Genomic DNA, 22,470 nt, shown 5'->3' with positions numbered 1-22,470 from the left:
GGCGGCACTTGGGTGCCACCGGGGTTCAATTCTTAGGAAGCCAGGACCTCGTCGAGAACGCTTGCAGCCTTCTCCTCGTCGGTCTTTTCAGCCAGGGCAAGTTCTGAAATCAGAATCTGCCGGGCCTTGGCCAGCATTCGCTTTTCGCCTGCGGAAAGGCCCCGGTCGTGATCGCGGCGCCACAGGTCACGGACGACCTCTGCTACCTTGATGACGTCACCGGAAGCAAGCTTCTCCAGATTTGCCTTGTACCTGCGTGACCAGTTGGTGGGCTCTTCGGTGAACTCGGCGCGGAGCACATCAAACACGTGCTCCAGGCCTTCCTTGCCCACTACGTCCCGAACGCCAACAAGATCAACATTTTCTGCTGGAACTTCAATGGTCAGATCACCCTGGGCCACCTTGAGCTTGAGATACATCTTCTCTTCGCCCTTGATGGTGCGCATCTTGATTTCTTCAATTTTCGCAGCACCGTGGTGAGGGTAAACTACTGTCTCGCCGACCTCAAATACCATGTGGACATTTCCCCTTTCCCGCAGACCAGTTTATCACGATTCAGGCATATGACCGGCCGGCAAAAGGGCGCTGAACCGCGAAAATCCGCGGAAAAACAGCACAATCGACCCCCTTGACCCCCTTGACGAACGCGGATAATAGTGCATCGCGCGTGCGCTGCCAAGGGTCATGTGACCGGTCCGAATCCTCGTTTGGGCAGCTTTCCCGATAGGCTATGCCTGAAAATTCTTTCAAGACTCTCGAGGAGTACGTGACGTGCGTTCCATTGCGATGAACCGGGCCCAGCGCGGCAAATTGGCACTGACGGCTGCCGCCCTTGGCATCGGATTGCTGGCGTCAGGCTGCGGCTACACCAATCCCCAGCAAACGAGCGAGCAGTACCAGTCCTCAGACGGCATCAACACCGACCTCGGACCGCTCAAGCTGCGGAACATGCTCATCGTTTCCTCGGGCGAGAAGGAGCCGGGCCGCCTGATCGGCGCCGTCTACAACTCATCTTCCAAGGATGTAACGCTGAAGCTCAACGGGGCCGAAGGCTCCCAGACCGAAGTTCCTGTCAAGGCCAACTCGTACACGCTGCTGAACGAAAGCTCGGACGAAGCAATCCTGAGTACCACCGGCGGCGCCCCCGGTTCACTGGTTGACGTGAAGATCAATGAAAACGGCACCAACGTCAGCAACACGGTCAAGGTCCCCGTCCTGAACGCCACGCTCGAAGAGTACAAGGAATACCTGCCTGCGGGCAGCTCTCCTTCGCCGAGCACCACGCCCGCCCCGTCGCCGACCGCCTCCGAACGCGGAGGCGGCAACGCCCACTAGGCCGCAAGCCCGCAGAAGCACGGACACGAAAAAGGGAGGGGCCAGGCGGCTCCTCCCTTTTTCGCACCTCTCCGCCTCCAAGGGACCGTTACGGCTCGAACTTGTAGCCGAGTCCGCGGACCGTCACCAGGTACCGGGGCGCTGAGGGGTCGGGTTCAATCTTGCCTCGCAGCCGCTTGACGTGGACATCGAGGGTTTTGGTGTCGCCCACGTAGTCGGAGCCCCACACACGGTCTATGAGCTGGCCGCGCGTGAGCACCCGGCCCGAGTTGCGCAGGAGCATCTCCAGGAGTTCGAACTCTTTCAACGGAAGCAGCACCTGCTCCCCGCCCACGCTGACCACGTGGCGTTCAATGTCCATCCGCACGGGGCCAGCCTGGACTGTGGAAGAGATCAGCTCCTCAGGTTCGCCCTGGCGGCGCAGGACAGCCCTGACCCTGGCCACCAGTTCACGGGAGGAGTAGGGCTTGGTGACGTAGTCATCGGCACCCAGTTCCAGGCCCACTACCTTGTCGATTTCGGCGTCCTTGGCCGTCAGCATAATCACCGGGACACTGGAGCGCTGGCGCAACTGGCGGCAGACCTCCGTGCCGGGCAGCCCGGGAAGCTGGAGGTCCAGCAAAACAAGGTCTGCTCCGTTCCGGTCGAATTCGGTGATGGCGTCCAGCCCGTTGTCCACCACTTCCACCTCGTACCCTTCCTTGCCCAGTAGATAGGACAAGGGATCGCTGAACGATTCCTCGTCCTCCACAATCAAAATCCTGCTCAAGCGCTAGCTCCTCGTTCTTTTGCGCCTGCGGCGCGTGGTACTTGCGTGACGGCTGGCTTTACCGGCCCTTGCCCGGACGCGCTCCGGACTGCCGGCAGCGGAAGCTCTTCCTCACCGTCCTGCCCCTCCATCTCAGGGAGCCGGAGGGTGAACGTGGAACCCTGGCCGGGCTGGGACCACAGGCTCACTTCCCCTCCGTGGTTGGAGGCGACGTGTTTGACGATGCTGAGTCCAAGCCCCGTGCCGCCGGTATGGCGGGACCGGGCCGCGTCAACGCGGTAGAAACGCTCGAAGACCCGCTCCTGGTCCTCTGCACTGAGTCCCTCGCCCTGGTCCGTCACGGAGATCGAAACCACGCCGTCCCTGGACCGGACACCGATGCCTACCCGGGTGTTCGCCGCGGAGTAGCGGATGGCGTTGTCGATCAGATTCCGCAGCGCAGTCACCAGGAGGTCCTGGTCGCCGAAGACCATTCCCTCGGTCCGGCCGCCAACGACGATGCGGATGTTCTTGTTTTCGGCAGGGAGTTGGGAACGGTCCACGGCCTCCGCAATCACCGCGTTGACGTCAACGGGGCCGCCCTCGTGCGTGACGCTGGCGCCCTGAAGCCGGGAAAGTTCGATGATGTCCTGCACCAGGGCAGCGAGGCGGCCGGACTCCTTGTGCATTCGCTTGGCGAACCGGCGCACCGCCTCTTCGTCGTCGGCCGAGGACTCAAGGGCTTCTGCGAGCAGGGAAATGGCGCCGACGGGAGTCTTCAGTTCGTGGGAGACGTTGGCTACGAAGTCGTTGCGGATTTCCTCGGTACGGGTGATCTCCGTGCGGTCGTCTGCCAGCAGGAGGATATATTCCTCACCGAGCATGGCTGCGCGCACCTGGACAATGATGGTGCCCTGCCCCAGTGGTCCGCGCGGCAGCTCCAGCTGTTTCTCCAGGATCACCCCGTCGCGCCGGACTCCTGCCGTCATGTCCAGCAGTTCCCGGTGGACCACGGTGTGCCCGCGGACCAGCCCGTAGGCGTAGGCGGCGGGACTGGCGCGCACCACGCCGTCCACGGCGTCCACCACCACAAAGGCCCGTCCGACGACGGCCAGCACCTCGGCTGCACCGGCCGGCAGCGCGGGTTCATCGGCGTCGACCTCCAGCAGGTGCCGCTGCTTCTCGCTGACCCTGTAGGCAAGCACTCCGAAGGTACCGAGCGCCAGGCCAATGAGGCCGGCGACCAGGCCGATGAGCATAGGATCCACAGCTCCACCTTATGCTCTGGCACGCGGCCATCGGCACGTCCGGAGCTGCTGCGCCAACGGTTCAACTAACGTTCATCTTCAAAGGCTCAACCGTTTACCCGATACTGGCAGAGTAACGAGTTGGACTGCCGAACGGCGACATGAATTCCTCCTGCCCGGGTGCGGGCGGGACGGGAGTTCCAAGGAAAGGACGCCCACGTGCGTAAGGTTTTTCAGGAAGAGCTCACCCAGGTTGGTGACCAGCTGGTGGAGATCTCGCGGCTGGTCAGCGAGGCGATGGACAAGGCCACCACCTCGCTCCAGGTGGCGGACGTGGATCTTGCCCAGGATGTGATCGCTGCGGACGCCCGCATCGACTTCCTGCAGAACAGCCTGGACGAACGGGCCATCGACATCCTGGCGCTGCAAGGCCCAGTTGCCAGCGACCTGCGGATGATCGTGGGGTCCCTGCGGATGAGCGCCTCATTGGAGCGCATGGGTGACCTCGCCCGGCACATCGCCCAGCTGGCGCGCCTCCGCTACCCCTCGAACGTCATCCCGGAATCCATGACGGCAACGTTCAAGAGCATGGCGGACCTGGACCAGGAAATTGCTGACAAGCTCACCGTCCTCCTGGAGACCCGTGACCTCGAGGTGGCCCGGGACATCCTGAAGGCAAACACGGCCATCAACGATCTGCACCTCAGCGTTTTCAAGGCCATCGCGGCTCCGGATTGGGACGAGACGCCCGCCACCACCGTGGACGTGGCGCTGGCCAGCCGGTACTTCGAGCGCTTTGCGGACCACGGCGTCTCCGTGGCGCAAAAGGTCACCTACCTGGTGACCGGCGCCTGGCAGCCGAACGCCACCGAGCACAGCTGACAGCAAACGCTGCGGAAAAGACACGGCGGGCCGGTCACTAAAAGTGACCGGCCCGCCGTCGTACGTTTTACAAATGCGCAGTCAGGATCCCGGCTGAGCTGCGTCTAAGGGAGGGACGACCGAGCAGCCAGCGGGATTCTCGACGAAGCCTTATTTTTTGCCCTGGTTGGCGACTGCCAGGATCGCCTCTGCAGCGGCGTCGGGATCGAGGTACGTGCCGCCCGGCTTGACCGGCTGGAAGTCTTCGTCCAGGTCATAGACCAGCGGGATGCCGGTGGGGATGTTCAGGCCTGCGATGGCTTCGTCGCTGATGCCGTCAAGGTGCTTGACCAGTGCGCGCAGCGAGTTGCCGTGGGCGGTAACCAGGACGGTCTTGCCGGCCTTCAGGTCTTCCTTGATGTCCGATTCCCAGTAAGGCAGGAGCCGCACCAGGACGTCCTTCAGGCACTCGGTGCGCGGGAGGGCATCGCCGAGATCTGCATAGCGGGGGTCGTGGGCCTGGGAGAACTCGGAGTTGTCGTCCAGGGGCGGCGGCGGGGTGTCGTAGGAACGGCGCCACTCCATGAACTGCTCTTCGCCGTATTCGGCCAGGGTCTGGGCCTTGTCCTTGCCCTGCAGGGCACCGTAGTGGCGTTCGTTGAGGCGCCAGTCCCGCTTGACCGGGATCCAACCGCGGTCAGCTTTGTCCAGCGCAATGTTGGCGGTGTTGATGGCGCGCTTCAACAGGGAGGTGTACAGGATGTCCGGGAGAACATTGTTCTCAACCAGGAGCTCCCCGCCCCGTGCTGCTTCCGTACGGCCCTGGTCGTTGAGGTCTACGTCCACCCAGCCGGTGAAAAGGTTCTTGGCGTTCCATTCGCTGTGGCCGTGGCGCAGCAGAATCAGCTTGTAAGTCATGATTTTCATCCTAGCCGAGCGCCGCTGCCGCCCGCCCAGCGTTACAGGCGCAGCCCCTCGAGCGTCACGAAGCGGCCCGGCACGATCGGTGAGGCCGCAACGATAAGGTTGGGCGGTGGTGCAAAAAGCTGAACGGGTGACTTCCCCGCACATCACCGGCAGGAACCCGGCCGGCAGGCAGGGCCGGCCGGTAGGCAACGTTACCCGGGGCACCACCAACCCCAACCGGATGCGCCGGCTGGACCGCTGGTTGACCGGGCCGCAGGCCTGGCGGCTCCGGTCCGCGGCAAGCCCCCTGGTGGTGGACCTGGGGTACGGCGCCACCCCGGCCACCGCCGTCGAACTTTTTGAACGCCTCTCTGCTGTCCGGCCGGATGTCCAGGTGTGCGGGATCGAGATCGAGCCGGACCGCGTCCGCGCAGCCCTGCCCCTTCAGCGGCCCGGCTTGAGCTTCCACGTGGGCGGTTTCGAAATTCCTGTTCCGGGCAGGCCGGTGCTGGTGCGCGCCTTTAACGTGCTGCGGCAGTATGAGGAAGCGGATGTGGCAGGCATCTGGCGGCTGGTGCAGGACCGGCTGTCCGCGGACGGCCTGTTCATCGATGGCACCTGCGACGAGATCGGGCGGCGGGTCACGTGGGTTGCACTGGACGCCGAGCGGCCGCTCTCGCTCAGCATTTCCGTCCGGTTCGGCAGTTTCGCCCTGCCTTCCGACGTGGCGGAGCGGCTGCCCAAGGCGTTGATCCACCGCAATGTCCCCGGTGAACCGGTGCACGCCCTGATGCAGGCCATGGACCGGTTCTGGCTGGAATCCGCCCCGCTGGCAGCGTTCGGCAACCGGCAGCGCTGGCAATCCATGTGCCGCCTTTTGCGCGACGCCGGGTGGCCGGTGCAGGACGGGCCGGCACGGTGGCGGCTGGGAGAGCTGACGGTGGGCTGGGAAGCAGTGGCGCCCCGCGGGTAGATAAGCCCGATTAAGTCAGGGGCATCAGCCGGGCCCGTAGGTCACCAGGGCCCGTAGGGGCCGGTGTTGCGGCTGCCGCCGCGGCCAGCGTCCTTTACTGCCGGCCGGACGTCGGCCAAGTAGACGGACGCTGCGACGACGGCCGCGAGCCCGAACAGCCCCAGCGTGCCGAAAAAGCCGCCGCCGCTGCTGAAAAACGAGATGACGCCTACGAGGGCGGCGCCGCCTGTCAGAGCCAGCCAGAAAGTCTTGGTCCTCTTGCCCGTGGCTTCGAACGCATTTGCCCGGTGGCGGGCGCAGTCCACCACGGCCCACAGCTCAAGTCCGAGCGCCACCAGGGCAAGAATAAAGAAAATTGCCTGTTCCACAAGCCGAATAATCAGTTCACCGTCCACAAGCCCAGCCTAGCCGCCCAACGCGTCCAGCGCCTGCTTCAGGTCAGCCCAAAGGTCCTCGACGTTTTCAATGCCGACGCTCAGCCGTACCAGGTTTTCGGGAACACTGGCCGGTTCCGCGGTATGCCGGCGGCGGCGTTCGATCAGGGATTCAACCCCGCCCAGTGACGTCGCCGGAAGCCACAGTTCCAGCGCCTGCACCAGCGCGTCCGCGGCGGCCGCGCCGCTGAGATCTCCCACCGGTGCCACCTGGATGCAGATAATCGAGCCGAAGCCCTTCATCTGTGCCTTCGCCCGTTCATGCCCGGGATCCGCAGGGAGGCCCGGGAACCGGAGGGATTCGACCCTCGGGTGGGCCCCGAGCCGCTCCGCCAGGGCCAGGGCAGAGGCCTGGGAGCGCTCAATTCTCAGGGCGAGGGTCCGCAGCCCGCGCAGTGCCAGCCAGGCTTCGAACGGGCCTGCGATCCCGCCGTGGATAATCCGGTGATGAAGGAGTGCGGAACGGATATCGGGATTGGACGTGACCAGGGCGCCGAGGACGACGTCGGAATGGCCCGCCAGGTACTTGGTCACCGAATGCAGGACGACGTCGGATCCCAGGAGCAGGGGCTGCTGGACCAAGGGAGTGGAAAAGGTGTTGTCCGTGACCACGATGGCTCCGGCAGCGTGCGCGGCTTCGGCGAGGGCAGGCACGTCGGCGATGCCCAGCATTGGATTCGTGGGACTCTCCAGCCACAGCATGGCAGCGGCGCGTGCGGCCGGATGCCGGGGCGAGAGGGCCTCCCTCACGGCGTCCGTGTCCGCTATGTCCACCGTCCGGAGTTCGATGAAACCCTTTTGGGCAAGTTCGGCGGCCATCACCAGGGATCCGGAATAGCTGTGCGTCGGCATCACGAGCACTCCCCCGGCCGGGATGAGGGAGAGTGCTGAACTGACGGCGGCCAGACCGGACGCATAGAGGAGGCCGGGCAGTTCCGAGCCTTCGAGCTGGCCGAGCGCCTCTTCAAAGGGATCCCAGGTGGGGTTGGAGTACCGGCCATAGCCGCGCTCGCCGTCAGCAAGCGGACCAGTGCCAAAGTAGGTGGAGGACAGGACGATGGGCGGATTGACCGGCTGGTCCCGCTCCCTCGGGGGGCGTCCGGCGGCGACCACAACCGTCTCAGCCGCCAGGGACGCTGCTTGCTGTTCGGAAAGACTCATGGAGAAAAGCGTACTGTTCGCTGCGCGGAGCCTCGAAAGCCGCTACCTGCATTGTCCACATGGCACCGGCACCAAACTGCGGTTGGCGGTGCGGATCGGTAGGCTTGTGCAGTGAGCAAACAAGGGGCGGGTCTTTTTATCGCATTTGAGGGCGGGGACGGCGCGGGCAAGTCCACCCAGGCAGCCCGGCTTGCGGACGCCCTTGAATCGCGCGGCCTTACTGTCCTGCGCACGCGGGAGCCCGGCGGTACCCCGATCGGCGAGAAACTGCGGTCCCTGGTCCTGGACCACGGCCAGGGGCACATCGATGCCCACACCGAAGCCCTGATCTTTGCCGCCTCACGTGCAGCGCATGCAACCCAGGTCATCCGCCCCGCCCTTGAGCGCGGCGAGGTGGTTTTGACGGACCGCTATATAGATTCATCGGTTGCCTACCAGGGCGCCGGGCGGGCCCTCGGCAAGGACGCCGTGCGGTCCATTAATGCCTGGGCCACCTCGGGCCTGGAGCCCCACCTCACTGTGCTGCTGGACGTTGACCCTGAAGTGGGCCGCCGCCGCAGGACTGCCGGGGATGCTGCCGAAGACCGGCTGGAATCCGAAGCTGACGAATTCCACGTGCGGATTCGGGACGCCTTCCTGGAACTGGCTGCCAGCCGCGCCGGCTCCTACCTGGTGCTTCCTGCGCATCTTCCCGTCGATGACCTGGCCGCGCAGATCCTCCAGCGCGTGGACGCCCTGCTGGCCGCCGCGGAGGTGGGCAGCGCATGACCGTATGGGAAGACCTGCAGGGCCAGGCCGCCGTCGTCGAACAATTGCGCCAGGCCGCCAGCGGCGAAAACCTGACGCACGCCTGGCTCTTTACCGGCCCGCCGGGCTCCGGCCGTTCGAATGCAGCCAAAGCTTTTGCCGCGGCGTTGAACTGCGACCAGGAGGATGTCACCCGGCGCGGTTGCGGGCAGTGTCCCGCGTGCCTGACCATCCTGGGCGAAACCCACTCCGACGTCACGTTCGTGCGGACTGAAAAAGTGACCATCACCATCGATGAGGCCCGCGAACTGGTTGCCACGGCAGGCAACCGGCCATCAGCAGGCCGCTGGCGGATCATAGTGGTGGAGGACGCAGACCGGATGGCCGAGCGGACCACGAACGTCCTCCTGAAGGCCATCGAGGAGCCAACCCCGCGGACGGTGTGGATGCTGTGCGCGCCCTCCCCCGCCGATGTACTGGTGACTATCCGCTCGCGCTGCCGCAGCGTGGCTTTGCGCCTGCCGCCCGCCGCTGACGTGGCTGCCCTGCTGGTGAAGCGCGACGGCGTGGAGCCCGCGTTGGCGGAGCGTGCGGCCCGGGCGGCGCAAAGCCATGTGGGCATTGCCCGGCGGCTTGCCCGGGACCCTGCGGCCCGGGAGCGCCGGCTGGAGACGGTGAGGTTTCCGCTGGGACTGCGCGGGGTCACCGCCGCGGTGATGATGGCGGAAAAGCTGGTAAAGATTGCCACCGCAGAGGCCACCAGTTCCAACGAGGAACGCGACGCCGCCGAGAAGGCCGCGTTGCTGGCCACGCTCGGAGCGCCCGAATCCGGCACGCTCCCGCCGGCCATGCGGAGCCAGGTGAAGCAGCTGGAGGAAGACCAGAAGCGCCGCGCCAAGCGGTCCGTCACCGATTCCCTGGACCGTACCCTCACAGACCTGCTGTCCTTCTACCGGGATGTGATGATTATCCAGCTCGGGAATGCTGTGGAGCTCGTAAACGTTGAGCTCAGGAGTGAATTGGAGGAGTTTGCCGGCCGCTCTACTCCAGAAGCCACACTTGCCCGGATGGACGCCATCAACAAAGCCCGTGAACGCATCACCACCACCAACGTTGCCCCGCTGTTGACCATTGAGTCCATGGCAGCCAGCCTGATCTAGCCCCTCCAAGGAGACCCGATGACTGCCCGCCCCCTGCCCGCACGCCCCCCATCCTGGGTGATTGCAGTACGTGCCGCCGGGGCCATGGCCCTTGCCATGGTCCTGGCCAGCTGCAGCCTCCTGAACGACGGCGACCGCAACCAGGAGGCAGCCACGGCGAAGGCCGACCCCTCGATTGTGGCGTCCGCTCCGGCCGGGCTCGAGCCGTTCTACTCGCAGGAAGTGGTGTGGGAGCCGTGCGAAAACGACTTCCAGTGCGCCAAGGTCAAAGTGCCCATGGACTACGGCAATCCCGGCGGTGAAACCCTTGAACTGGCGGCGTTGCGGGCGCCCAGTACGGGCAGCAAAACAGGCAGCCTGCTCGTTAACCCCGGCGGACCAGGGGCGTCCGGCTATGACTTCGTCAAGGACGCGGCAGGAACACACTTTTCCCAGCCGGTGCGCGACGCGTACGACCTGGTGGGCTTCGACCCCCGGGGCGTGAAGCGCTCCGCACCCGTGACCTGCATGACGGACGCCGAGCGCGACGCGGCGCGGGCAAAAATTTACGTTTACGAGACGGATGCCGGCCTGGCGGAAGTGCTGGCGGACAGTAAGGCCATCGCCGCCAAGTGCTCTGAGCAGACCGGGCCCGTGCTGGCCCACATCGACACTGTGAGCTCCGCAAAGGACCTTGACATCCTCCGCGCCGTGGTCAACGACGCAAAGCTGAACTACCTCGGCTACTCCTACGGCACCTTCCTGGGCTCCACCTACGCTTCGCTGTTCCCGGACAATGTGGGCCGCATGGTGCTGGACGGAGCCCTGGACCCGTCCATCAGCAACGAGGAGCTGACCCGGGGCCAGGCGCGTGCTTTCGAAAAGTCCATCCGGGCGTATGTTGAGAGCTGCCTGACGCAGGACGGGTGCCCGCTGAGCGGAAATGCCGATTCCGGAGTACAGCAGATCCGTGACCTCATCAACGCCGTGCAACAGACGCCCCGCACCGCCAAGGACGGCCGGGTAGTTAACGCCACCATGTTCGTCAGCGGCCTGATTACGCCGCTCTACAACGATCAGAGCTGGCCTGCACTCACTCAGGCCCTCGATGCGGCCATGGCGGGGGACGTGAGCCTGATGCTGCGACTCGCAGACCTGGGTGCCGACCGCGCCTCCAACGGTACGTATAGCTCGAACTCAACGTTCGCGTTCAACGCCATCAACTGCCTGGACTACCCGATGGAGTCCGATACGGCAGCCATGCGGGCCGAACAGCAGCAACTGATGCAGGAATCCCCCACTTTCGGGTACTTTTTCGCCTACGGCGGCACCAACTGCGCCGATTGGCCGTACAAGAACCTCCGCACCCCGGCACCGGTGGAGTACACGGGTGCCGCTCCCATCGTGGTCATCGGTACTACGGGTGACCCTGCCACACCGGTGGAGTGGGCCGCCTCGCTCCGCAAGCAGTTGGGCAACGCCTCCCTGCTGACCTGGAACGGCGAAGGCCACACCGCCTACGGCCGTTCCAACAGCTGCATCGAGGACCCTGTTGACCGCTACCTGGTGAGCGGTCAGGTCCCCGCCGACAACACGGTGTGCTGAAGGCCTCAGCCCTTTACCCCCGGCCATTTTGACCCGGGCGCGGGGACTCTATTACAGTTGACTCTTGCATGAAGGGCCCGGTTCTTCCGGGCAAACATGCGGTGCTTCCTTAGCTCAGTCGGTAGAGCGTTTCACTCGTAATGAAAAGGTCATCAGTTCGATTCTGATAGGAAGCTCGGGATAAACCCCGGAGAGCCCCTATATCTAGGGGTTTCCGGGGTTTTTCGCTGGTTAAGCCAGAGGCCCTCTTTAGGTTCAGGGCACATTTATGGCACACTTTCGCTCTCCTTCAACAGACTTATGTAGGTGTGAAGCAATTTTAGTCCCGCTCCAGTAAGCGGTCCTGCTAGGGCTCCCCTGCTCACTTGCATCTGGGCACCGACTGCTAATCCTCCACCTGTTGTGGAACAGGCGGAACGAGTTCGTGTGGGTTTCGGCGTCGGAAACATGCTTGGGCACGATCTTGGCTATCCAAGGCTTCAGAGTCCGACATGCCCCCTACAAGCATCGCCTGAGCTATCCATAGACGGCAGCTACCGTCAAAGCAGGACTAGATGGCTGGAGAGTAGCGCGTGGAAACAGGGACGATCCCACTAGGCGAGCGAGCACTGCGCAACATTTTGGACCACATAATTTCGGTGGGCGATGAAGCAGAAGCAGCGTATCTGGAGGTGAAGAGCCAACTCGGTTTTTCCAAAGCCGAAGGAATCGCGAAGGTAGCGAAGTTTCTCCTGGGAGCTGCAAATCGTCGACCGAATGACGCGGCTAGGCACTTCCATGGATATGCGGTGCTGGTTGTGGGGGCGGAGAAGGGGAAAGCCGGTGGCATCCCCCGAGGTACTGAAGCCCACGAACTAGAAGATCGGTTGCGCCCTTACCTTGGGCCACAGTTCCCGGCATTCGAACTAGGCCGACTCCCTGTCGACGCGGAAAGTGAAGTTCTCTTCGTCATCTCCCCGCCCCCTGTAGACGGCCAGACTATATTTCCATGCCACAAGTCTTTCCAGGGATTCAAAAGGCAGGACAACTTGGACGACGGCTCAATCTACGTGCGAGGTGCCAGCAACACGCGCCCTGCAAGGGCAGGGGAAGTACTTGCCCTTGTAGAAAGGGCACGCGGGGCAGGCCGGTCAGCAATCACACTGGACGTTCAGGTCCTTGGACCCATTAATCGAGTCGCTCGTGTGGATGAGGTACTGGACTACCTGTACAAGCGCGAGGAGGAACGCTTTGCTAAGCCTCGGACCTCCTCCACGGCGACCATCCCAGTCTTCATGCCAGCCATCCTCGGCGGTACAGAGCCAGCGAGTGATGAAGATCGTGCCCACAGCGTGGCAATATGGCGTCAAGAAAGACTAGGACACCTACAAAACGGCCGGCGCCATTTCCTCGGCGTTGCACTTCCGGGCGCCGGCATTCGGGTTGTGAGCCGTGATCGGTTTGTGGCCAAGCCCCATCTCATAGTTACCTTCCACGACTGTGAGGTGTTCGATCATCGGGAGACCGCCGACGCGAATTTCGCGAAGGTAGTCTAGCCTGTTGTGCGTCGAATTAGTCCATACGGACCGGCATTCGATCCCGCAGACCTGCACGTCGCAGTCCGTGGCTACCCGGTCCAGTGGAACAACAGAGGGAACAACGTCGAAGTCGTCCTCACGCCAGAATCATTCCGTCCCAATGTGCCCTGGACAAGCGACGAGGACGACTACGTCCTCGTGACGCTTGATCCTCATGCGGAAGCTGTAGCTGTGACCTGGGTTTTGACTGAGGACGGCAACGATGTCGTGACTACCGGGGAATTCAACATCGAGCCGGCCGAACTTGTCGAGGCTCCTGAATTGTTCAACCGCTCCTTCGTCGGAACATGAATTCGGACCACCGTGAACTGACGGCTGCCCGCCAGCCGTGGACCTTCGCCGCGGTCTGCATCATGGTCCCCGCTCTGACGCTGCTGGTGTTCAGCTTGGCCGATCCCATAATCCAGCTGCTCCCTTGGTACGCCGTGGCTTACCTGCTGATCGGCGCCTGCATCTTCGCTCCCACCGGCGACCTCCCATCGATGCGGCAGGCCGTGGCGTTCCTGCTTCCCGGCGCACTGCTCGTTCCCCTGGCGCTGCTGAACTTAGGCTTCTGGGCCGGCGGATGGCTGCTCGGCCTACCGGCCTGGGGACTGTTACTGAGCCGGTGGACACCGGATAATCCGCTTCGGGTTGGCCAGCTGCTGAAGTTCGTCGGTCTACTGGTGCTGGGACTGGTGATCTTCACCTTCAATGCCATCTTCGTGATCTTCAGCGTCGGCCTGTTCCTCCTGCCGGCCATTCCCCTCATCCGGCTGGCCAGCCCTGATTATCGGGCCAGACCAGTGTTGGCGACCGTGGACGTACTCCTGGCGGTATCCGCCGTGGTGGTTGCCGTGGCAATTCCTACTCCTGAAGGAGCGTGGGCGTCGCCCTGGATCTTTGCCGGCGGGGCTGCGACGGCAGGACTTATGATCGCCTTCTGGGCGAGTGGACTTAGCCGGCGCTCCAGGCGGAGGCAGCTCAATGACAGAATAGTCGTCTAGGCAATGCGAGCCCTCTGGCCGTCGGCCAGGTTCGATTACATATTCGTGGCGCTTCCGCTAAGAATACGGAATGGGCTTGCGTAGACATTGCTAAGCATGCTTATTATGGTCTCAGACGGATGGGGATCCGGTGCGAGAGGTAATCGAATAGGGTGCGCTCAGCGAACGGGGCGCACCTTTTTCGTGCCCTGTGCTGCGGAGTTGCGTCCGCGAATCAAAGCGGCACGGTCCTAGACTTTCGCCATGCACCCCTTAGTGGCAATCGGCCTGGTTTTCCTCGCCGCGATTGCCTGGACGGTCACAGTCCTGACCATGCTGATTGTTCTTGTCAAAGCCCGGCACCAGCCGCGGGCTGAAGTCAGACGCGCAGTCCATGCGGAGGCCCGAGCCAGTGATGACGAGGCAGCATAGAACCCTGCTGCCGCCGCCCGCCATACCCCCGCGCTGATAACGGTATGGTGGAAGGCCCTTCCCGTAGCGAGGGGCCTTCCCTGCGCTTAGTCGTTGAGGTCGAAGTCCAGATCGAGGCACTCCGTGGACGCCAGCTCACGCCAGGTCGAGCCCACGCGTGCTGCCCCAAGGGTTGCTGCGATCGGCATCCGGTCCACGGTAACGAGTTGGCCCAGGTTTAGGCCGGTCAGTTCGGCGATGTCCCGGATGGGGGTCTGGAAGGTGCGAAACGGTCCCAGCGGCGGTGCCTCATCGATGGCGCCGGGCCGGGGTACGCCCGGAAGATCGGCCAGTTGCGGGGTCTGGTCCACAACGTACCCGACAGCCGAGAGTTCTCCCTGATGCAGGAAGACCGCGACCTTGAAGTAGCGCAGCCGGATCTCCACGCCCCGGTACACCGGATCGACGTCGCTGAAGATCGGGCCCGTGAAGACCACGAACCGGCGGCCATCGTCGGCCGCGTGGTTCTGCAGGTAGGACTCCAGGCCCAGCCACAGTTCCAGGCCCTGATTGAACTTCGCCGCCTGCGGTGCCGCGTTCGTGTAGTGGAAGCTGTCCTCGTTCGCTTGGGCGGCCTCGGCGCGGCTGTCGCCCCAGATGGCGGAGGCCCGCCGGACCAGGTGCCCGCGGTCGATGTCATTGCGGGCATAGACCCGCTCCCCCGTCTGCTGGTCCTCGTCGAGTCGGGATCCAGCCGCCAGTTGATCCCGGACCGGTCCAGGTCCATCAGCTTGTCCCCGTCGATGCCCAAGCCGGTGACGGCGGCGAGGCGCTTGTCCAGCCGTATGAGCACCGAGAAGTGCGTGTACGGCAGCAGCACCGTCGCTACGTCCGGCAAAGTTGGCAGAGGCACGGCAGGGCCGAGGAAGTTCTCGTCAAACCCTTCCCGGTTCGAAAGGTCCTTCGCGGTCAGGGTCGGGGCTACCAGTTGTTCGTCCCGGGCCATACCAGTCAAAAGTGACAGGCTCCTGTCATACGGGTGGACCGGCAACGGAACCTACCGGAGCGCCGTGCGCAGCCGTTCCGCCAAGTCTTCGACTGATTCACGCCATTCGGGTTCGTCGACGTCATCCCACAGCTCGGCCAGCTCCGATTCCTCCCCCGCTACCCGACCTACGGCCTCCAGTGCCAGCTCCACATCCTCCGCAGTGATCTCGCGACCGTGGGCGGTCACCCAGTCGGCGACGTTCTCCGGGAGGTCCCCTGAAGGGTGGCCCTGGCAGGCCGCAGTGATGTCTGCGGCGGCGATGGCTACGCTGCCCTCCGGGGTCTCGACGTAGCCGCCATCCACGTTGGCCAGCGCCCCGCGGATAACGTCGGCACCGGCGGCTTCGAGTTCGTCCAGCCAGTCCAGCGCGTCGTCGTTCTCGAACGGCAGGTAGCCCCATGCGCCCATCGATCATCGCCCCTTCAGTTGCCGGGAACATGCTGGCACCAATATGGCAGAACGTGATCAGAGAATCGGGGATTCGGGACCCAAAAAGATGTCACTCGCCGATCAGGTTTTCCCTTAGCTGCTCGAATTGGCTCTGCGTGATCAGCCCCTGCTCCCGGAGCTGGGCGAGGTGGAATAGTTCGCTCACGACCCCTTGTCCACGTCCTGCCTGGACAGTATGTATGGCTGCAGGCACTGGTGTAGCCTGGCGCGCTCGACTCATCAGGACAAACCCGATGCACATCACGACGACAGCGAAAGTGAACACGCCCCACCACACAGCGGACCACTGTGCGGCGGATGCCTGGCACACCGCCTCGTAGTCAGTCTCCCGGAAGATGTTGTAGGACTGGCGCCTGTCCTCCGTTTGTGCCAACTCATGTTCGGGCGAGAATGCGTTGGAGCAGTACGGACCGACGGGGATCCCTGCGCCGCACACGATCGCGGTCGTCGCCATGATAAGGCCGAGAATGACCGGCGCCAACGGGCCGCCGAGCTTCGCTATCTTTTCCATGATTCCCCAAATTCGTCCGCGAGATCCGCCTTCGGACAGTTTCACATCGTCGCGGCCCTGATGGGAGGGGAATTACCCATACTTGTGTGATTCTTGCGGGAAAGGTTTTGAACACGGGCCCGCTTGGTTGAAGAACGTTCTCCCTAGCCGCTTACGCTGAAGAAGCTCTTCGGGTCGTCGGCGCCCAGGAGGTCCTGGTGGAAGGCGATGGCGTCCACATGCCGGGTGTCCACGAACAAGACCGCGACCGCCCGGGAGTGGATTACAGTGTAGCGGGTCAGGTCTTCCACCCAGGAATGGATCCCGGTGTACTCCTCGACGAACAACCCGTCCCCGAGCAGGCCCCGCTTATTGAGCAGGTCGTAGACAACATTCCAGGCGAGATCCATCAGCTCGTGGATCGCCGCCTCAACAGTTGGAGCCATCATAGGTCCATGGTGCTCCTGGGCACTGACAGTCTGATGGAGCCTGGCGGCGTGTCTAAAAGGCTGCAGGTTTACGGCGCTCTCCTACCCCCCTTCTCAGTTAGGTAGGTCCGTTTCCCCCACCTGCAGACGTCAGCTCGTACGATTGCCACACCCCCGGTCTGGTGACCGGACGAAATGGCGGCGCAAGTATCCGCGGTTAGGGTCAGATCCCGTACTCCCATCCGTCCCTCAATTTTGAAGCATCGCTACTCTGCCCGGAACCAAAATCCATCCGAGCCGCGAAGGCTGTGCTGATACTGCGCACAAAGGGCACATGCCCGTTCATATGGCGAAAGATCCCTCTCCCCATTCGGGGCGCCCATCCACCATTGCACCGCTCAACAACTGGAGGAACTTCACATGGCTAAAGTTTGGCGCGGCCTACTGCCCACAGCCCTACTCGCAGCGGCAATAACCCTTCCGCCCTCAGCCTCAGCAGCGGAAAAAGTTCCGCACTATCCCGCCTGCGACAACTTCGATGTCACCATCAGCTCGACCGGCGGAAACCAGGCCGTTCGCACTACGCGTGTGAAGGACGGCATTATCTACACGATCGTCGCAGGACGCGGCACAACCTTGACGGTCGGCAACTATGAAACCGGCGAGACCGTCACGTTCGACACCAAGGGATCCGTCACAAGGACCGCTGAGAACACCGAAACGGGAACGATCGATTTCGCCCTCTCCGGCGCAAACCTGTTCCTGTTGTTCGATACCGATGCGGGCGGCCCGTCCACTATCCTCTACACAGGATTGGTGAGGTTCACTGCCACCAGTGATGACTTCACACTGACCGAACCCATCGAACAGGTGTCCGGCACACAGAGGGACATCTGCGCTGAACTCGGCTAACACTATCGGTCCCCTAGCGCACAAACGACGCTGATGACGGCGGTAGCACCCGCTGTCGTCAGCTTCGTTTGGCAGGGCTGCCAGGTCGTAGTGGTCCCCGAGTATCTTTTCCGCTGAACTCGGTGTGAAACAGCCCGCGCTCGTGCAGCTCATCTCTGCTGTCGTGCCCGGACCGGATCTGCTCATCCTTCACGAGCCCTCTCGGGACTGGACCTCCTACGGTAGGCGTCGATCTCCACTCACATGTCAAGGCGGAATTGGACGTGGAGCGGATCCATATTGGCATTCCGAGGCCCCGAACCGGTGATCCGGTGCCTTCGAGGGTGAGCCTTAGTAGTCGATGGCCTTCCGCTCCATGGACTTGAGGGCGCGAGCCGTGCCTCCACTTCGGTCTGCTCTCCGAGGTCTCCCAGGGAGGCGAACTGGCCGTCCAGCGATGAGGCGGCGAGTTCCTGCTGGCCGCGGACCGTGGCCTCCCGGCGGCGAATGTTCTCCTCGTACCGGCAGATTGCCGAGGTGGGGTCTCCTGCGTCCAGGGATTTGAGTGCGTCGTAGACCTGGGACTGGGCGGCAGCGACCCTACCCCGGTTGACGAGCTGGTTGCGCTTGGCGGTCAACTCCCCGAGCTTGCCCTTCATCTGGTCCAGACCCCGCTTGAGCTTGTCGACGACCTCGTTCTGCGCGGCCAGGCCCGGTTCTTGGGCCTTGGCGGTTGATTCGGAGGACACCTACCGCTGAAGAGCGACCTTGGCGAGGGCGTCGAACTTGTCGGCGTCCACGCTGTTCCCGGCGGCCCGGAACTCGTCGGCTTTCAGGGAGGCGGCGATGGCTTTGTTGGCCCAGGTGTTGGCGTCGTTCACCGCGCGTGCGTGCTCGTCTTCGGCCATGCGGAGGTTGCCGATGGTCTGGGCGACGGCTGCCTCGGCTTCGCGGATGTTGTTCGAGTAGTCCCTGACCATCTGGTCCAGCATCTTCTGCGGGTCTTCCGCGGAGTCCAACGGGGCGCTGATGTTGGCCTTGGCGAGCTGGGCGACGCGGGCGAAAATACTCTGCTTCACAACGGTCTTTCTATCGGTAATGGATTTTGAATTTTATGTGTACGGCACCGACGGCTGCCAGCACCGGGCCCCACCTACTCCCGCTGCCGGCGGCCGCGCACCCTGATGACCTCGGCGATTCCGGCCAGTGCCATCGGGAACGCCACGACGGCGGCCAGGTGGCGCTTCAGGTCGTAGGGGGAATCCATCGTCGCCCAGCCCACCAGAATCCCCGGCAGGCCGGCGCAGACCGTCACCCAAAACCGGTTGTCCCGTGCGCCGGACCAGACGGCGGCCGCGAGGGACAGCGCGCAGCCGGTGAAGATGTAGCCTCTACCGATCCAGACCTCTTCCTGCTCGGCCGGAGCCGGAAGCCCGATATGCCAGTCGGCGCGCCATATCCCGTAACCGATCAGAACCATCGACGCGATGACGAGCAGTATCCACGCGATGGTTCCAGCCCAACGAGGGCTTTCTTCCGACATGGCCATCACGTACCCGGTTCTTGCTGATCGGTTGTGACTGTCGTGGTTCCGCAGATGAGCGTGCCGCCGGCGGTAGTGAGCTGGCAGTCCTGGTCTTTCACCCGCGGCCCTCCGGAGATCTCGGGGGCGTCGCGGGCCCGCTTGTAGTGGAACTCGTCGTGCTCTGTGTAGATGACGACACTGTCGCCGTCGAAGCCATCCTGGGACACGAGCACCGAGGTTCCGTCCTCGGCCACGATCTTCACCGTGTCACCGATCCCGAACGCGCCAAGGGCTGCGAAGAGAAAAATGAGGCCGGAGTACGGCACGGCGGCAGCGGCAGCCGCGCCCGTTGTCCACCCGATAATGCGCCGTGGGACTTTCCTGGGGATGCGGCCGATCAACGCAGGGAGCAGTAGCGACAGCCCGGCAGTGCCGGACAGGAGCGCCACAACCAGGAACCAGGAGGAAATGGAGTGTCCAGGAATGCCGATGTAAAGGAGCAGGCTCTCCCGGGCGGCTGCCCGCGATGCCCCATAGACGGCGTGGTACGCCCAGGCGCACTGAACCGCGGCGATGATCAGGGCGGTCCCCCAGAGCTCTCGGCGCTTCATGGGCTGCTGGACGAATCTGCATGCTGGGTGGCGGCTGCAGCCTGCGAATCCTTTATCGTCCGTGTCACCGCAACGCGGACGACCTCCACGAATACGAGGCCAACCAGTACCAGCAAGGCTTCAATGGCGAGCATTCCCTCAAATACCCCGGCAAACGAGTCGTCCTTCAATGCTGCCGGGACGAACCTGGCGTACGTGAACAGAGTCCCAAAGGACAGGACCGTCAACGCTGCCAGCCCGCCGAACAGGATTCGGCCGCTGTAGTGGTAGGCGGGGTGGCCAGCGGCGCCCAGGGCCGCGTGCACCAGCCAAAGGACCCCTGCGATGACGGGTAACCAGATAGAGAAATCGGCGCCGGCGATCCCGTAACTGATCAGGACCATCGAGGCGAGGACGAGCAGGACCAACATTGTGGTCCCGGTCCAGGGGTAGCTTGCTTCACGGATCGCCTTCGTCTGGTGGACCCTTACCGATCGGCCTTTCACGCTGCACTCTCCGCCTGGGCATCCCGCAAAACCATCAACCCAACTGTCAGGAAGACCTCCAGGAGGATCATCCCAAGCCACGGCAGGGCGGCAATGAGCGCGAACTTGAACCCAACCAGTCCGCCCGAGAGGAGCGCCGCTACAGCTAAGGCCGGCATGCCACCGAAGAGGATCCAGCGGGTGTGGCGGTCCGCCGGGCTCCGTGCGATAGTCAAACCCCGTGGCCCAACCAAAGGATGCCCGCGACGAGGGGAATCACCGTGAAGGGGTTCGCTTGGCGGCGAATCCTTTGCGGCTGAAATTCCCGGCGATGGCAGTCGTGACGACCTCGCCGCATTTGATGTGCACAAGCGGGCTCCGAGGCCACGTCCCCCAACGTCATGCTGTCAGCCTATCTGTCCCCGGAATGGTTCTTGCCAGTAGGCATGCGTAGGGTTCGGGCTGATAGCCGTTGCGGACCCCCTCTCTGGCGCCCTCATGTATGGCGACGGATATGCTGAAGGTCGACCAAGATGGGGGACAAATGCAAGATTCGCGGATGACGGCTTTCCTGCTCGGCATTGGACTGCCGCCCATCGGGTGGGTCCTCTTCGAGGTCCTAGGCGGACGGTCGAGTCAGGAACAGTACCGCAGCGATGAGGACCTCTACACGCTGCTCTCACTGGTTGCAGGACGCGCTGGGACACGTGCATGACCGCAGCCCGATCATCATCCCGCGTGACCGCTTCTCTGAGTGGCTTGACCCGGACCTGGCCGCCAAGGACGACATCCAGCACCTGCTGGATTCACTGCCGGAGCCGTCGACGCCCTGGCTGTTGACGGTCCATACAGACTTCACCTTGGGCTTGGCGAAGGGTCAGCCGCCAGGCAACACCAAACTGCGACCCTGCAATGTATCCGCCCATCCACATGAGTCCGGGCTGCCCCAGCAGAAGGCCCACGACAAAGAACGATACAAGGAACAGGAAGTTAAGCCACTTCCAAGGCAGGCCGAAGCGGAAGACATAGGTGCTGAGAACCAGCCCTGCAAACAGAGGTGCGATGTCATCCAACACCCTGGAGTTCAGGCCGAACAGCATGAGCGGAACAGTTCCGATCAGTACTACCGCGCCGAGATCGAGTAGTACCAGATCTCATTCCGGGTTTTCATGCCCGTCATAGAGTTCCTTCCCAATGTTCCTGTTTTCCGGTGCCTCAGTCGCCGATCTTGTCTTCGAGGTGGTCTCTATCAGGGAACATGCGCAGAGGCTGAGCGTTGTAGTGCTTCAGCAGCCCACCCGATGCATTCCCTGGAGCCGGCCTAGCTGTAGGTCACTACACGCCGGATTAGCGTAGCTGCTTCTTGCACTGCATCGTGGGCGAGGGTCAACGGATCCGGAACGCCGGCCATTGTAAGACCCGAAACGTCCCACAGCCCGAAGCTCGCCCAGCGTGGCTCGTAGAAGGACCACCAGGAAACCCCCGCGTAGTCACCGCTGTCATACATCGTCCGTGCCCACTGCTGGGTGGAGGCCCGGTCACGGGATACGACGCTGCTGGGCCGCAGTGACCATTCCTGCAGCACCTCGGGATCATCCAGGTCCAGGATGGGTAGGTCCCCCGTGTACCTCACGAGAACCTTCTGCGTCCCGGCCGGCGCGGCGGGCGGGGGGTCCAGGATGGCGTCGGTCCAGCGCGGGTAGCTCCCGAACGCTTCCGCGACGGCGCCCTCTGCAGAGTCGCCCACATAGAGCACAACGTATTCGTGGTCCGGGTCATCAACCCGTCCGGCGCCCTGACGGGGCCAGATATAGAGCGGATGCCCGTTCTGGGAGGGGTCCTTGGCCTCCGGGTGCCAGTTCAGTACGCGCCAGAACTCCACTAGGCGAAAGCGCCTTGTTCGTGGGCGCGGATCGCCTCGATCACTGGGGCTGCACCTTCAAGCCGGTAGACGTCGATGGGGCGGGCATCCAGGTGGGGGTTGTGCCCCTCCAGCCAGAGTCTGGCCTGGGCCGTGGTGAATGCCGTGTGCAGGTGCCCGACCAATGAGTCCAGGTCAGCCAACTGCGCCCGGTTCTCTTCGTTCGGCGCGTCCTGGCCGGTCACCCACCGGCTGGGCCTGTCCTTATTAACCCCAAGCAACGCGGCGACGGCGTTGTTGCCCAGGGCGTTCACGAGCCGCTGCGTCATGGCCCGCGGCCCGTAATCCGGTGTGTCCTTGAGGCCTGCGAGGTTCACGGCGGCGGTCCTGCCGGCGGCCTGGGTCTTGGCATAGGCGCGGCGGCGGGGTGCAACCTTGAAGCCTTTGGGGAGCAGGATGACGCCGTTCCTCATTTTGACGGGAGTCTCCCGTCCTCCGCCCCGCAGGATGACGGTCTGCTCGACGGCCTTCCGTTGCTTCTCCATACCCCAACACTATCTGTTGGGCGAATCTGGCGGAAGATCCGTCCCAGT

29 protein-coding genes, 1 tRNA gene and 1 pseudogene are annotated in these 22,470 nt (G+C 63.4%); 14 read left to right on the top strand and 17 right to left on the bottom strand.

Features of this window, described 5'->3' with window-relative positions; translation table 11 throughout:
* Positions 1 to 32: 32 nt before the first annotated feature.
* Positions 33 to 515 carry a CarD family transcriptional regulator gene (locus tag FBY31_RS17615; RefSeq protein WP_011690592.1) on the bottom strand — a complete coding sequence of 161 codons (483 nt, stop codon included), beginning with the start codon at positions 513 to 515 and terminating at the stop codon, positions 33 to 35.
* Positions 516 to 771: 256 nt separating this feature from the next.
* Here FBY31_RS17615 and FBY31_RS17610 point away from each other — a divergent pair, with 256 nt between their 5' ends.
* The gene (locus FBY31_RS17610) at positions 772 to 1,335 is read left to right on the top strand and encodes a hypothetical protein (protein WP_442858188.1); all 564 of its coding nucleotides are present in this window, start codon (positions 772 to 774) and stop codon (positions 1,333 to 1,335) included.
* An 88-nt stretch (positions 1,336 to 1,423) separates the two neighbouring features.
* On the opposite strand, the gene FBY31_RS17605 is transcribed toward FBY31_RS17610, so the two are convergent.
* Both FBY31_RS17605 and FBY31_RS17600 read right to left on the bottom strand, forming a co-directional pair.
* Positions 1,424 to 2,104: a response regulator transcription factor gene (locus FBY31_RS17605; protein ID WP_142043672.1), complete on the bottom strand. Its 681-nt coding sequence runs from the start codon at positions 2,102 to 2,104 to the stop codon at positions 1,424 to 1,426.
* Positions 2,101 to 3,342 (bottom strand): sensor histidine kinase, encoded by a 1,242-nt coding sequence (locus FBY31_RS17600; RefSeq protein WP_142045511.1) that lies wholly within the window; start codon positions 3,340 to 3,342, stop codon positions 2,101 to 2,103. Before FBY31_RS17600 ends, FBY31_RS17605 begins: the two co-directional genes overlap by 4 nt.
* A 207-nt stretch (positions 3,343 to 3,549) precedes the next feature.
* Here FBY31_RS17600 and phoU point away from each other — a divergent pair, with 207 nt between their 5' ends.
* Complete coding sequence (gene phoU, locus FBY31_RS17595; RefSeq protein WP_142043669.1) at positions 3,550 to 4,212, top strand: phosphate signaling complex protein PhoU; 663 nt, start codon at positions 3,550 to 3,552, stop codon at positions 4,210 to 4,212.
* Positions 4,213 to 4,362: 150 nt separating this feature from the next.
* Here phoU and FBY31_RS17590 read toward each other — a convergent pair whose 3' ends face one another.
* Complete coding sequence (locus FBY31_RS17590; RefSeq protein ID WP_142043667.1) at positions 4,363 to 5,109, bottom strand: phosphoglyceromutase; 747 nt, start codon at positions 5,107 to 5,109, stop codon at positions 4,363 to 4,365.
* 115 nt (positions 5,110 to 5,224) lie between these two features.
* Here FBY31_RS17590 and FBY31_RS17585 point away from each other — a divergent pair, with 115 nt between their 5' ends.
* Positions 5,225 to 6,070 carry a class I SAM-dependent methyltransferase gene (locus FBY31_RS17585; protein ID WP_442858187.1) on the top strand — a complete coding sequence of 282 codons (846 nt, stop codon included), beginning with the start codon at positions 5,225 to 5,227 and terminating at the stop codon, positions 6,068 to 6,070.
* A gap of 41 nt (positions 6,071 to 6,111) precedes the next feature.
* Here the strand turns inward: FBY31_RS17585 and FBY31_RS17580 are convergent, their stop codons facing one another.
* Complete coding sequence (locus FBY31_RS17580) at positions 6,112 to 6,465, bottom strand: DUF2516 family protein (RefSeq protein ID WP_142043663.1); 354 nt, start codon at positions 6,463 to 6,465, stop codon at positions 6,112 to 6,114.
* A gap of 9 nt (positions 6,466 to 6,474) precedes the next feature.
* Positions 6,475 to 7,665, bottom strand: a complete 1,191-nt coding sequence (locus tag FBY31_RS17575; protein WP_142043661.1) for a trans-sulfuration enzyme family protein — start codon at positions 7,663 to 7,665, stop codon at positions 6,475 to 6,477.
* Between the two features lie 111 nt (positions 7,666 to 7,776).
* Between FBY31_RS17575 and tmk the strand changes: the two genes are divergently transcribed.
* The 8 genes from tmk to FBY31_RS22865 all read left to right on the top strand — a co-directional run bounded on the left by tmk (position 7,777) and on the right by FBY31_RS22865 (position 14,130).
* Complete coding sequence (gene tmk, locus FBY31_RS17570; RefSeq protein ID WP_142043659.1) at positions 7,777 to 8,433, top strand: dTMP kinase; 657 nt, start codon at positions 7,777 to 7,779, stop codon at positions 8,431 to 8,433.
* Positions 8,430 to 9,572 carry a DNA polymerase III subunit delta' gene (locus FBY31_RS17565; RefSeq protein WP_142043657.1) on the top strand — a complete coding sequence of 381 codons (1,143 nt, stop codon included), beginning with the start codon at positions 8,430 to 8,432 and terminating at the stop codon, positions 9,570 to 9,572. Before tmk ends, FBY31_RS17565 begins: the two co-directional genes overlap by 4 nt.
* Positions 9,573 to 9,590: 18 nt before the next feature.
* Positions 9,591 to 11,156, top strand: a complete 1,566-nt coding sequence (locus FBY31_RS17560; protein ID WP_142043655.1) for an alpha/beta hydrolase — start codon at positions 9,591 to 9,593, stop codon at positions 11,154 to 11,156.
* Between the two features lie 103 nt (positions 11,157 to 11,259).
* A tRNA-Thr gene (locus FBY31_RS17555) sits at positions 11,260 to 11,332 on the top strand.
* 462 nt (positions 11,333 to 11,794) lie between these two features.
* Positions 11,795 to 12,691, top strand: coding sequence for a hypothetical protein (locus FBY31_RS17550; RefSeq protein WP_200833394.1), 897 nt, complete (start codon positions 11,795 to 11,797; stop codon positions 12,689 to 12,691).
* Between the two features lie 6 nt (positions 12,692 to 12,697).
* Positions 12,698 to 13,024: a hypothetical protein gene (locus FBY31_RS23070; RefSeq protein WP_200833393.1), complete on the top strand. Its 327-nt coding sequence runs from the start codon at positions 12,698 to 12,700 to the stop codon at positions 13,022 to 13,024.
* A complete protein-coding gene (locus FBY31_RS17545) occupies positions 13,021 to 13,719 on the top strand; it encodes a hypothetical protein (protein ID WP_142043653.1) in 699 nt (232 codons plus the stop codon). The genes FBY31_RS23070 and FBY31_RS17545 overlap by 4 nt, the downstream gene beginning before the upstream one ends.
* 243 nt (positions 13,720 to 13,962) lie before the next feature.
* Entirely contained in the window at positions 13,963 to 14,130 is a 168-nt protein-coding gene (locus tag FBY31_RS22865; RefSeq protein WP_160142480.1) for a hypothetical protein, read from the top strand.
* Between the two features lie 86 nt (positions 14,131 to 14,216).
* Here the strand turns inward: FBY31_RS22865 and FBY31_RS17540 are convergent, their stop codons facing one another.
* From FBY31_RS17540 to FBY31_RS17525, 4 genes are all read right to left on the bottom strand, one after another.
* Entirely contained in the window at positions 14,217 to 14,804 is a 588-nt protein-coding gene (locus FBY31_RS17540) for a DNA/RNA non-specific endonuclease (protein ID WP_235013216.1), read from the bottom strand.
* Between the two features lie 362 nt (positions 14,805 to 15,166).
* Positions 15,167 to 15,565 (bottom strand): DUF4259 domain-containing protein, encoded by a 399-nt coding sequence (locus tag FBY31_RS17535; protein ID WP_142043651.1) that lies wholly within the window; start codon positions 15,563 to 15,565, stop codon positions 15,167 to 15,169.
* A gap of 91 nt (positions 15,566 to 15,656) precedes the next feature.
* Positions 15,657 to 16,118 carry a hypothetical protein gene (locus FBY31_RS17530; protein ID WP_142043649.1) on the bottom strand — a complete coding sequence of 154 codons (462 nt, stop codon included), beginning with the start codon at positions 16,116 to 16,118 and terminating at the stop codon, positions 15,657 to 15,659.
* 143 nt (positions 16,119 to 16,261) lie between these two features.
* A complete protein-coding gene (locus FBY31_RS17525) occupies positions 16,262 to 16,546 on the bottom strand; it encodes a hypothetical protein (protein WP_142043647.1) in 285 nt (94 codons plus the stop codon).
* A 399-nt stretch (positions 16,547 to 16,945) separates the two neighbouring features.
* Between FBY31_RS17525 and FBY31_RS17520 the strand changes: the two genes are divergently transcribed.
* The gene (locus FBY31_RS17520) at positions 16,946 to 17,437 is read left to right on the top strand and encodes a hypothetical protein (protein WP_142043645.1); all 492 of its coding nucleotides are present in this window, start codon (positions 16,946 to 16,948) and stop codon (positions 17,435 to 17,437) included.
* Positions 17,438 to 17,676: 239 nt separating this feature from the next.
* On the opposite strand, the pseudogene FBY31_RS17515 reads toward FBY31_RS17520, so the two are convergent.
* The 5 genes and pseudogenes from FBY31_RS17515 to FBY31_RS17495 all read right to left on the bottom strand — a co-directional run bounded on the left by FBY31_RS17515 (position 17,677) and on the right by FBY31_RS17495 (position 20,252).
* Positions 17,677 to 18,495, bottom strand: a pseudogene (locus FBY31_RS17515) (PspA/IM30 family protein).
* 74 nt (positions 18,496 to 18,569) lie between these two features.
* Entirely contained in the window at positions 18,570 to 18,959 is a 390-nt protein-coding gene (locus FBY31_RS17510; protein ID WP_235013108.1) for a hypothetical protein, read from the bottom strand.
* Between the two features lie 5 nt (positions 18,960 to 18,964).
* Positions 18,965 to 19,552 carry a hypothetical protein gene (locus FBY31_RS17505; RefSeq protein WP_142043642.1) on the bottom strand — a complete coding sequence of 196 codons (588 nt, stop codon included), beginning with the start codon at positions 19,550 to 19,552 and terminating at the stop codon, positions 18,965 to 18,967.
* Complete coding sequence (locus FBY31_RS17500; RefSeq protein WP_142043640.1) at positions 19,549 to 20,037, bottom strand: hypothetical protein; 489 nt, start codon at positions 20,035 to 20,037, stop codon at positions 19,549 to 19,551. The genes FBY31_RS17505 and FBY31_RS17500 overlap by 4 nt, the downstream gene beginning before the upstream one ends.
* The gene (locus FBY31_RS17495; RefSeq protein ID WP_142043638.1) at positions 20,034 to 20,252 is read right to left on the bottom strand and encodes a hypothetical protein; all 219 of its coding nucleotides are present in this window, start codon (positions 20,250 to 20,252) and stop codon (positions 20,034 to 20,036) included. The genes FBY31_RS17500 and FBY31_RS17495 overlap by 4 nt, the downstream gene beginning before the upstream one ends.
* A gap of 323 nt (positions 20,253 to 20,575) precedes the next feature.
* Here FBY31_RS17495 and FBY31_RS22860 point away from each other — a divergent pair, with 323 nt between their 5' ends.
* Both FBY31_RS22860 and FBY31_RS23430 read left to right on the top strand, forming a co-directional pair.
* On the top strand, positions 20,576 to 20,731 hold the full coding sequence (locus tag FBY31_RS22860; protein WP_160142479.1) for a hypothetical protein: 156 nt from the start codon (positions 20,576 to 20,578) through the stop codon (positions 20,729 to 20,731).
* On the top strand, positions 20,724 to 21,161 hold the full coding sequence (locus tag FBY31_RS23430; RefSeq protein ID WP_235013107.1) for an SOS response-associated peptidase: 438 nt from the start codon (positions 20,724 to 20,726) through the stop codon (positions 21,159 to 21,161). The genes FBY31_RS22860 and FBY31_RS23430 overlap by 8 nt, the downstream gene beginning before the upstream one ends.
* Before the next feature lie 176 nt (positions 21,162 to 21,337).
* On the opposite strand, the gene FBY31_RS17485 is transcribed toward FBY31_RS23430, so the two are convergent.
* Positions 21,338 to 21,898 (bottom strand): RES family NAD+ phosphorylase, encoded by a 561-nt coding sequence (locus tag FBY31_RS17485; RefSeq protein WP_142043636.1) that lies wholly within the window; start codon positions 21,896 to 21,898, stop codon positions 21,338 to 21,340.
* Entirely contained in the window at positions 21,898 to 22,422 is a 525-nt protein-coding gene (locus FBY31_RS17480; RefSeq protein ID WP_142043634.1) for a hypothetical protein, read from the bottom strand. Before FBY31_RS17480 ends, FBY31_RS17485 begins: the two co-directional genes overlap by 1 nt.
* Positions 22,423 to 22,470 lie beyond the last annotated feature (48 nt).

Source organism: Arthrobacter sp. SLBN-100 (genome assembly GCF_006715305.1).
Taxonomy (GTDB): Bacteria; Actinomycetota; Actinomycetes; order Actinomycetales; family Micrococcaceae; genus Arthrobacter.
Note: the sequence above shows the minus strand (reverse complement) of the source record. Positions and strands in the feature narration are given on the sequence as shown.

Coding starts and splice junctions, on each gene's coding strand:
- FBY31_RS17615 (WP_011690592.1), bottom strand. CDS start 515: ATGGTATTTGAGGTCGGCGAGACAGTAGTTTACCCTCACCACGGTGCT.
- FBY31_RS17600 (WP_142045511.1), bottom strand. CDS start 3,342: ATGCTCATCGGCCTGGTCGCCGGCCTCATTGGCCTGGCGCTCGGTACC.
- FBY31_RS17590 (WP_142043667.1), bottom strand. CDS start 5,109: ATGACTTACAAGCTGATTCTGCTGCGCCACGGCCACAGCGAATGGAAC.
- FBY31_RS17575 (WP_142043661.1), bottom strand. CDS start 7,665: ATGAGTCTTTCCGAACAGCAAGCAGCGTCCCTGGCGGCTGAGACGGTT.
- FBY31_RS17565 (WP_142043657.1), top strand. CDS start 8,430: ATGACCGTATGGGAAGACCTGCAGGGCCAGGCCGCCGTCGTCGAACAA.
- FBY31_RS17560 (WP_142043655.1), top strand. CDS start 9,591: ATGACTGCCCGCCCCCTGCCCGCACGCCCCCCATCCTGGGTGATTGCA.
- FBY31_RS17545 (WP_142043653.1), top strand. CDS start 13,021: ATGAATTCGGACCACCGTGAACTGACGGCTGCCCGCCAGCCGTGGACC.
- FBY31_RS22865 (WP_160142480.1), top strand. CDS start 13,963: ATGCACCCCTTAGTGGCAATCGGCCTGGTTTTCCTCGCCGCGATTGCC.
- FBY31_RS17535 (WP_142043651.1), bottom strand. CDS start 15,565: ATGGGCGCATGGGGCTACCTGCCGTTCGAGAACGACGACGCGCTGGAC.
- FBY31_RS17530 (WP_142043649.1), bottom strand. CDS start 16,118: ATGGAAAAGATAGCGAAGCTCGGCGGCCCGTTGGCGCCGGTCATTCTC.
- FBY31_RS17525 (WP_142043647.1), bottom strand. CDS start 16,546: ATGATGGCTCCAACTGTTGAGGCGGCGATCCACGAGCTGATGGATCTC.
- FBY31_RS17520 (WP_142043645.1), top strand. CDS start 16,946: ATGGCTAAAGTTTGGCGCGGCCTACTGCCCACAGCCCTACTCGCAGCG.
- FBY31_RS17510 (WP_235013108.1), bottom strand. CDS start 18,959: ATGTCGGAAGAAAGCCCTCGTTGGGCTGGAACCATCGCGTGGATACTG.
- FBY31_RS17505 (WP_142043642.1), bottom strand. CDS start 19,552: ATGAAGCGCCGAGAGCTCTGGGGGACCGCCCTGATCATCGCCGCGGTT.
- FBY31_RS22860 (WP_160142479.1), top strand. CDS start 20,576: ATGACGGCTTTCCTGCTCGGCATTGGACTGCCGCCCATCGGGTGGGTC.
- FBY31_RS17480 (WP_142043634.1), bottom strand. CDS start 22,422: ATGGAGAAGCAACGGAAGGCCGTCGAGCAGACCGTCATCCTGCGGGGC.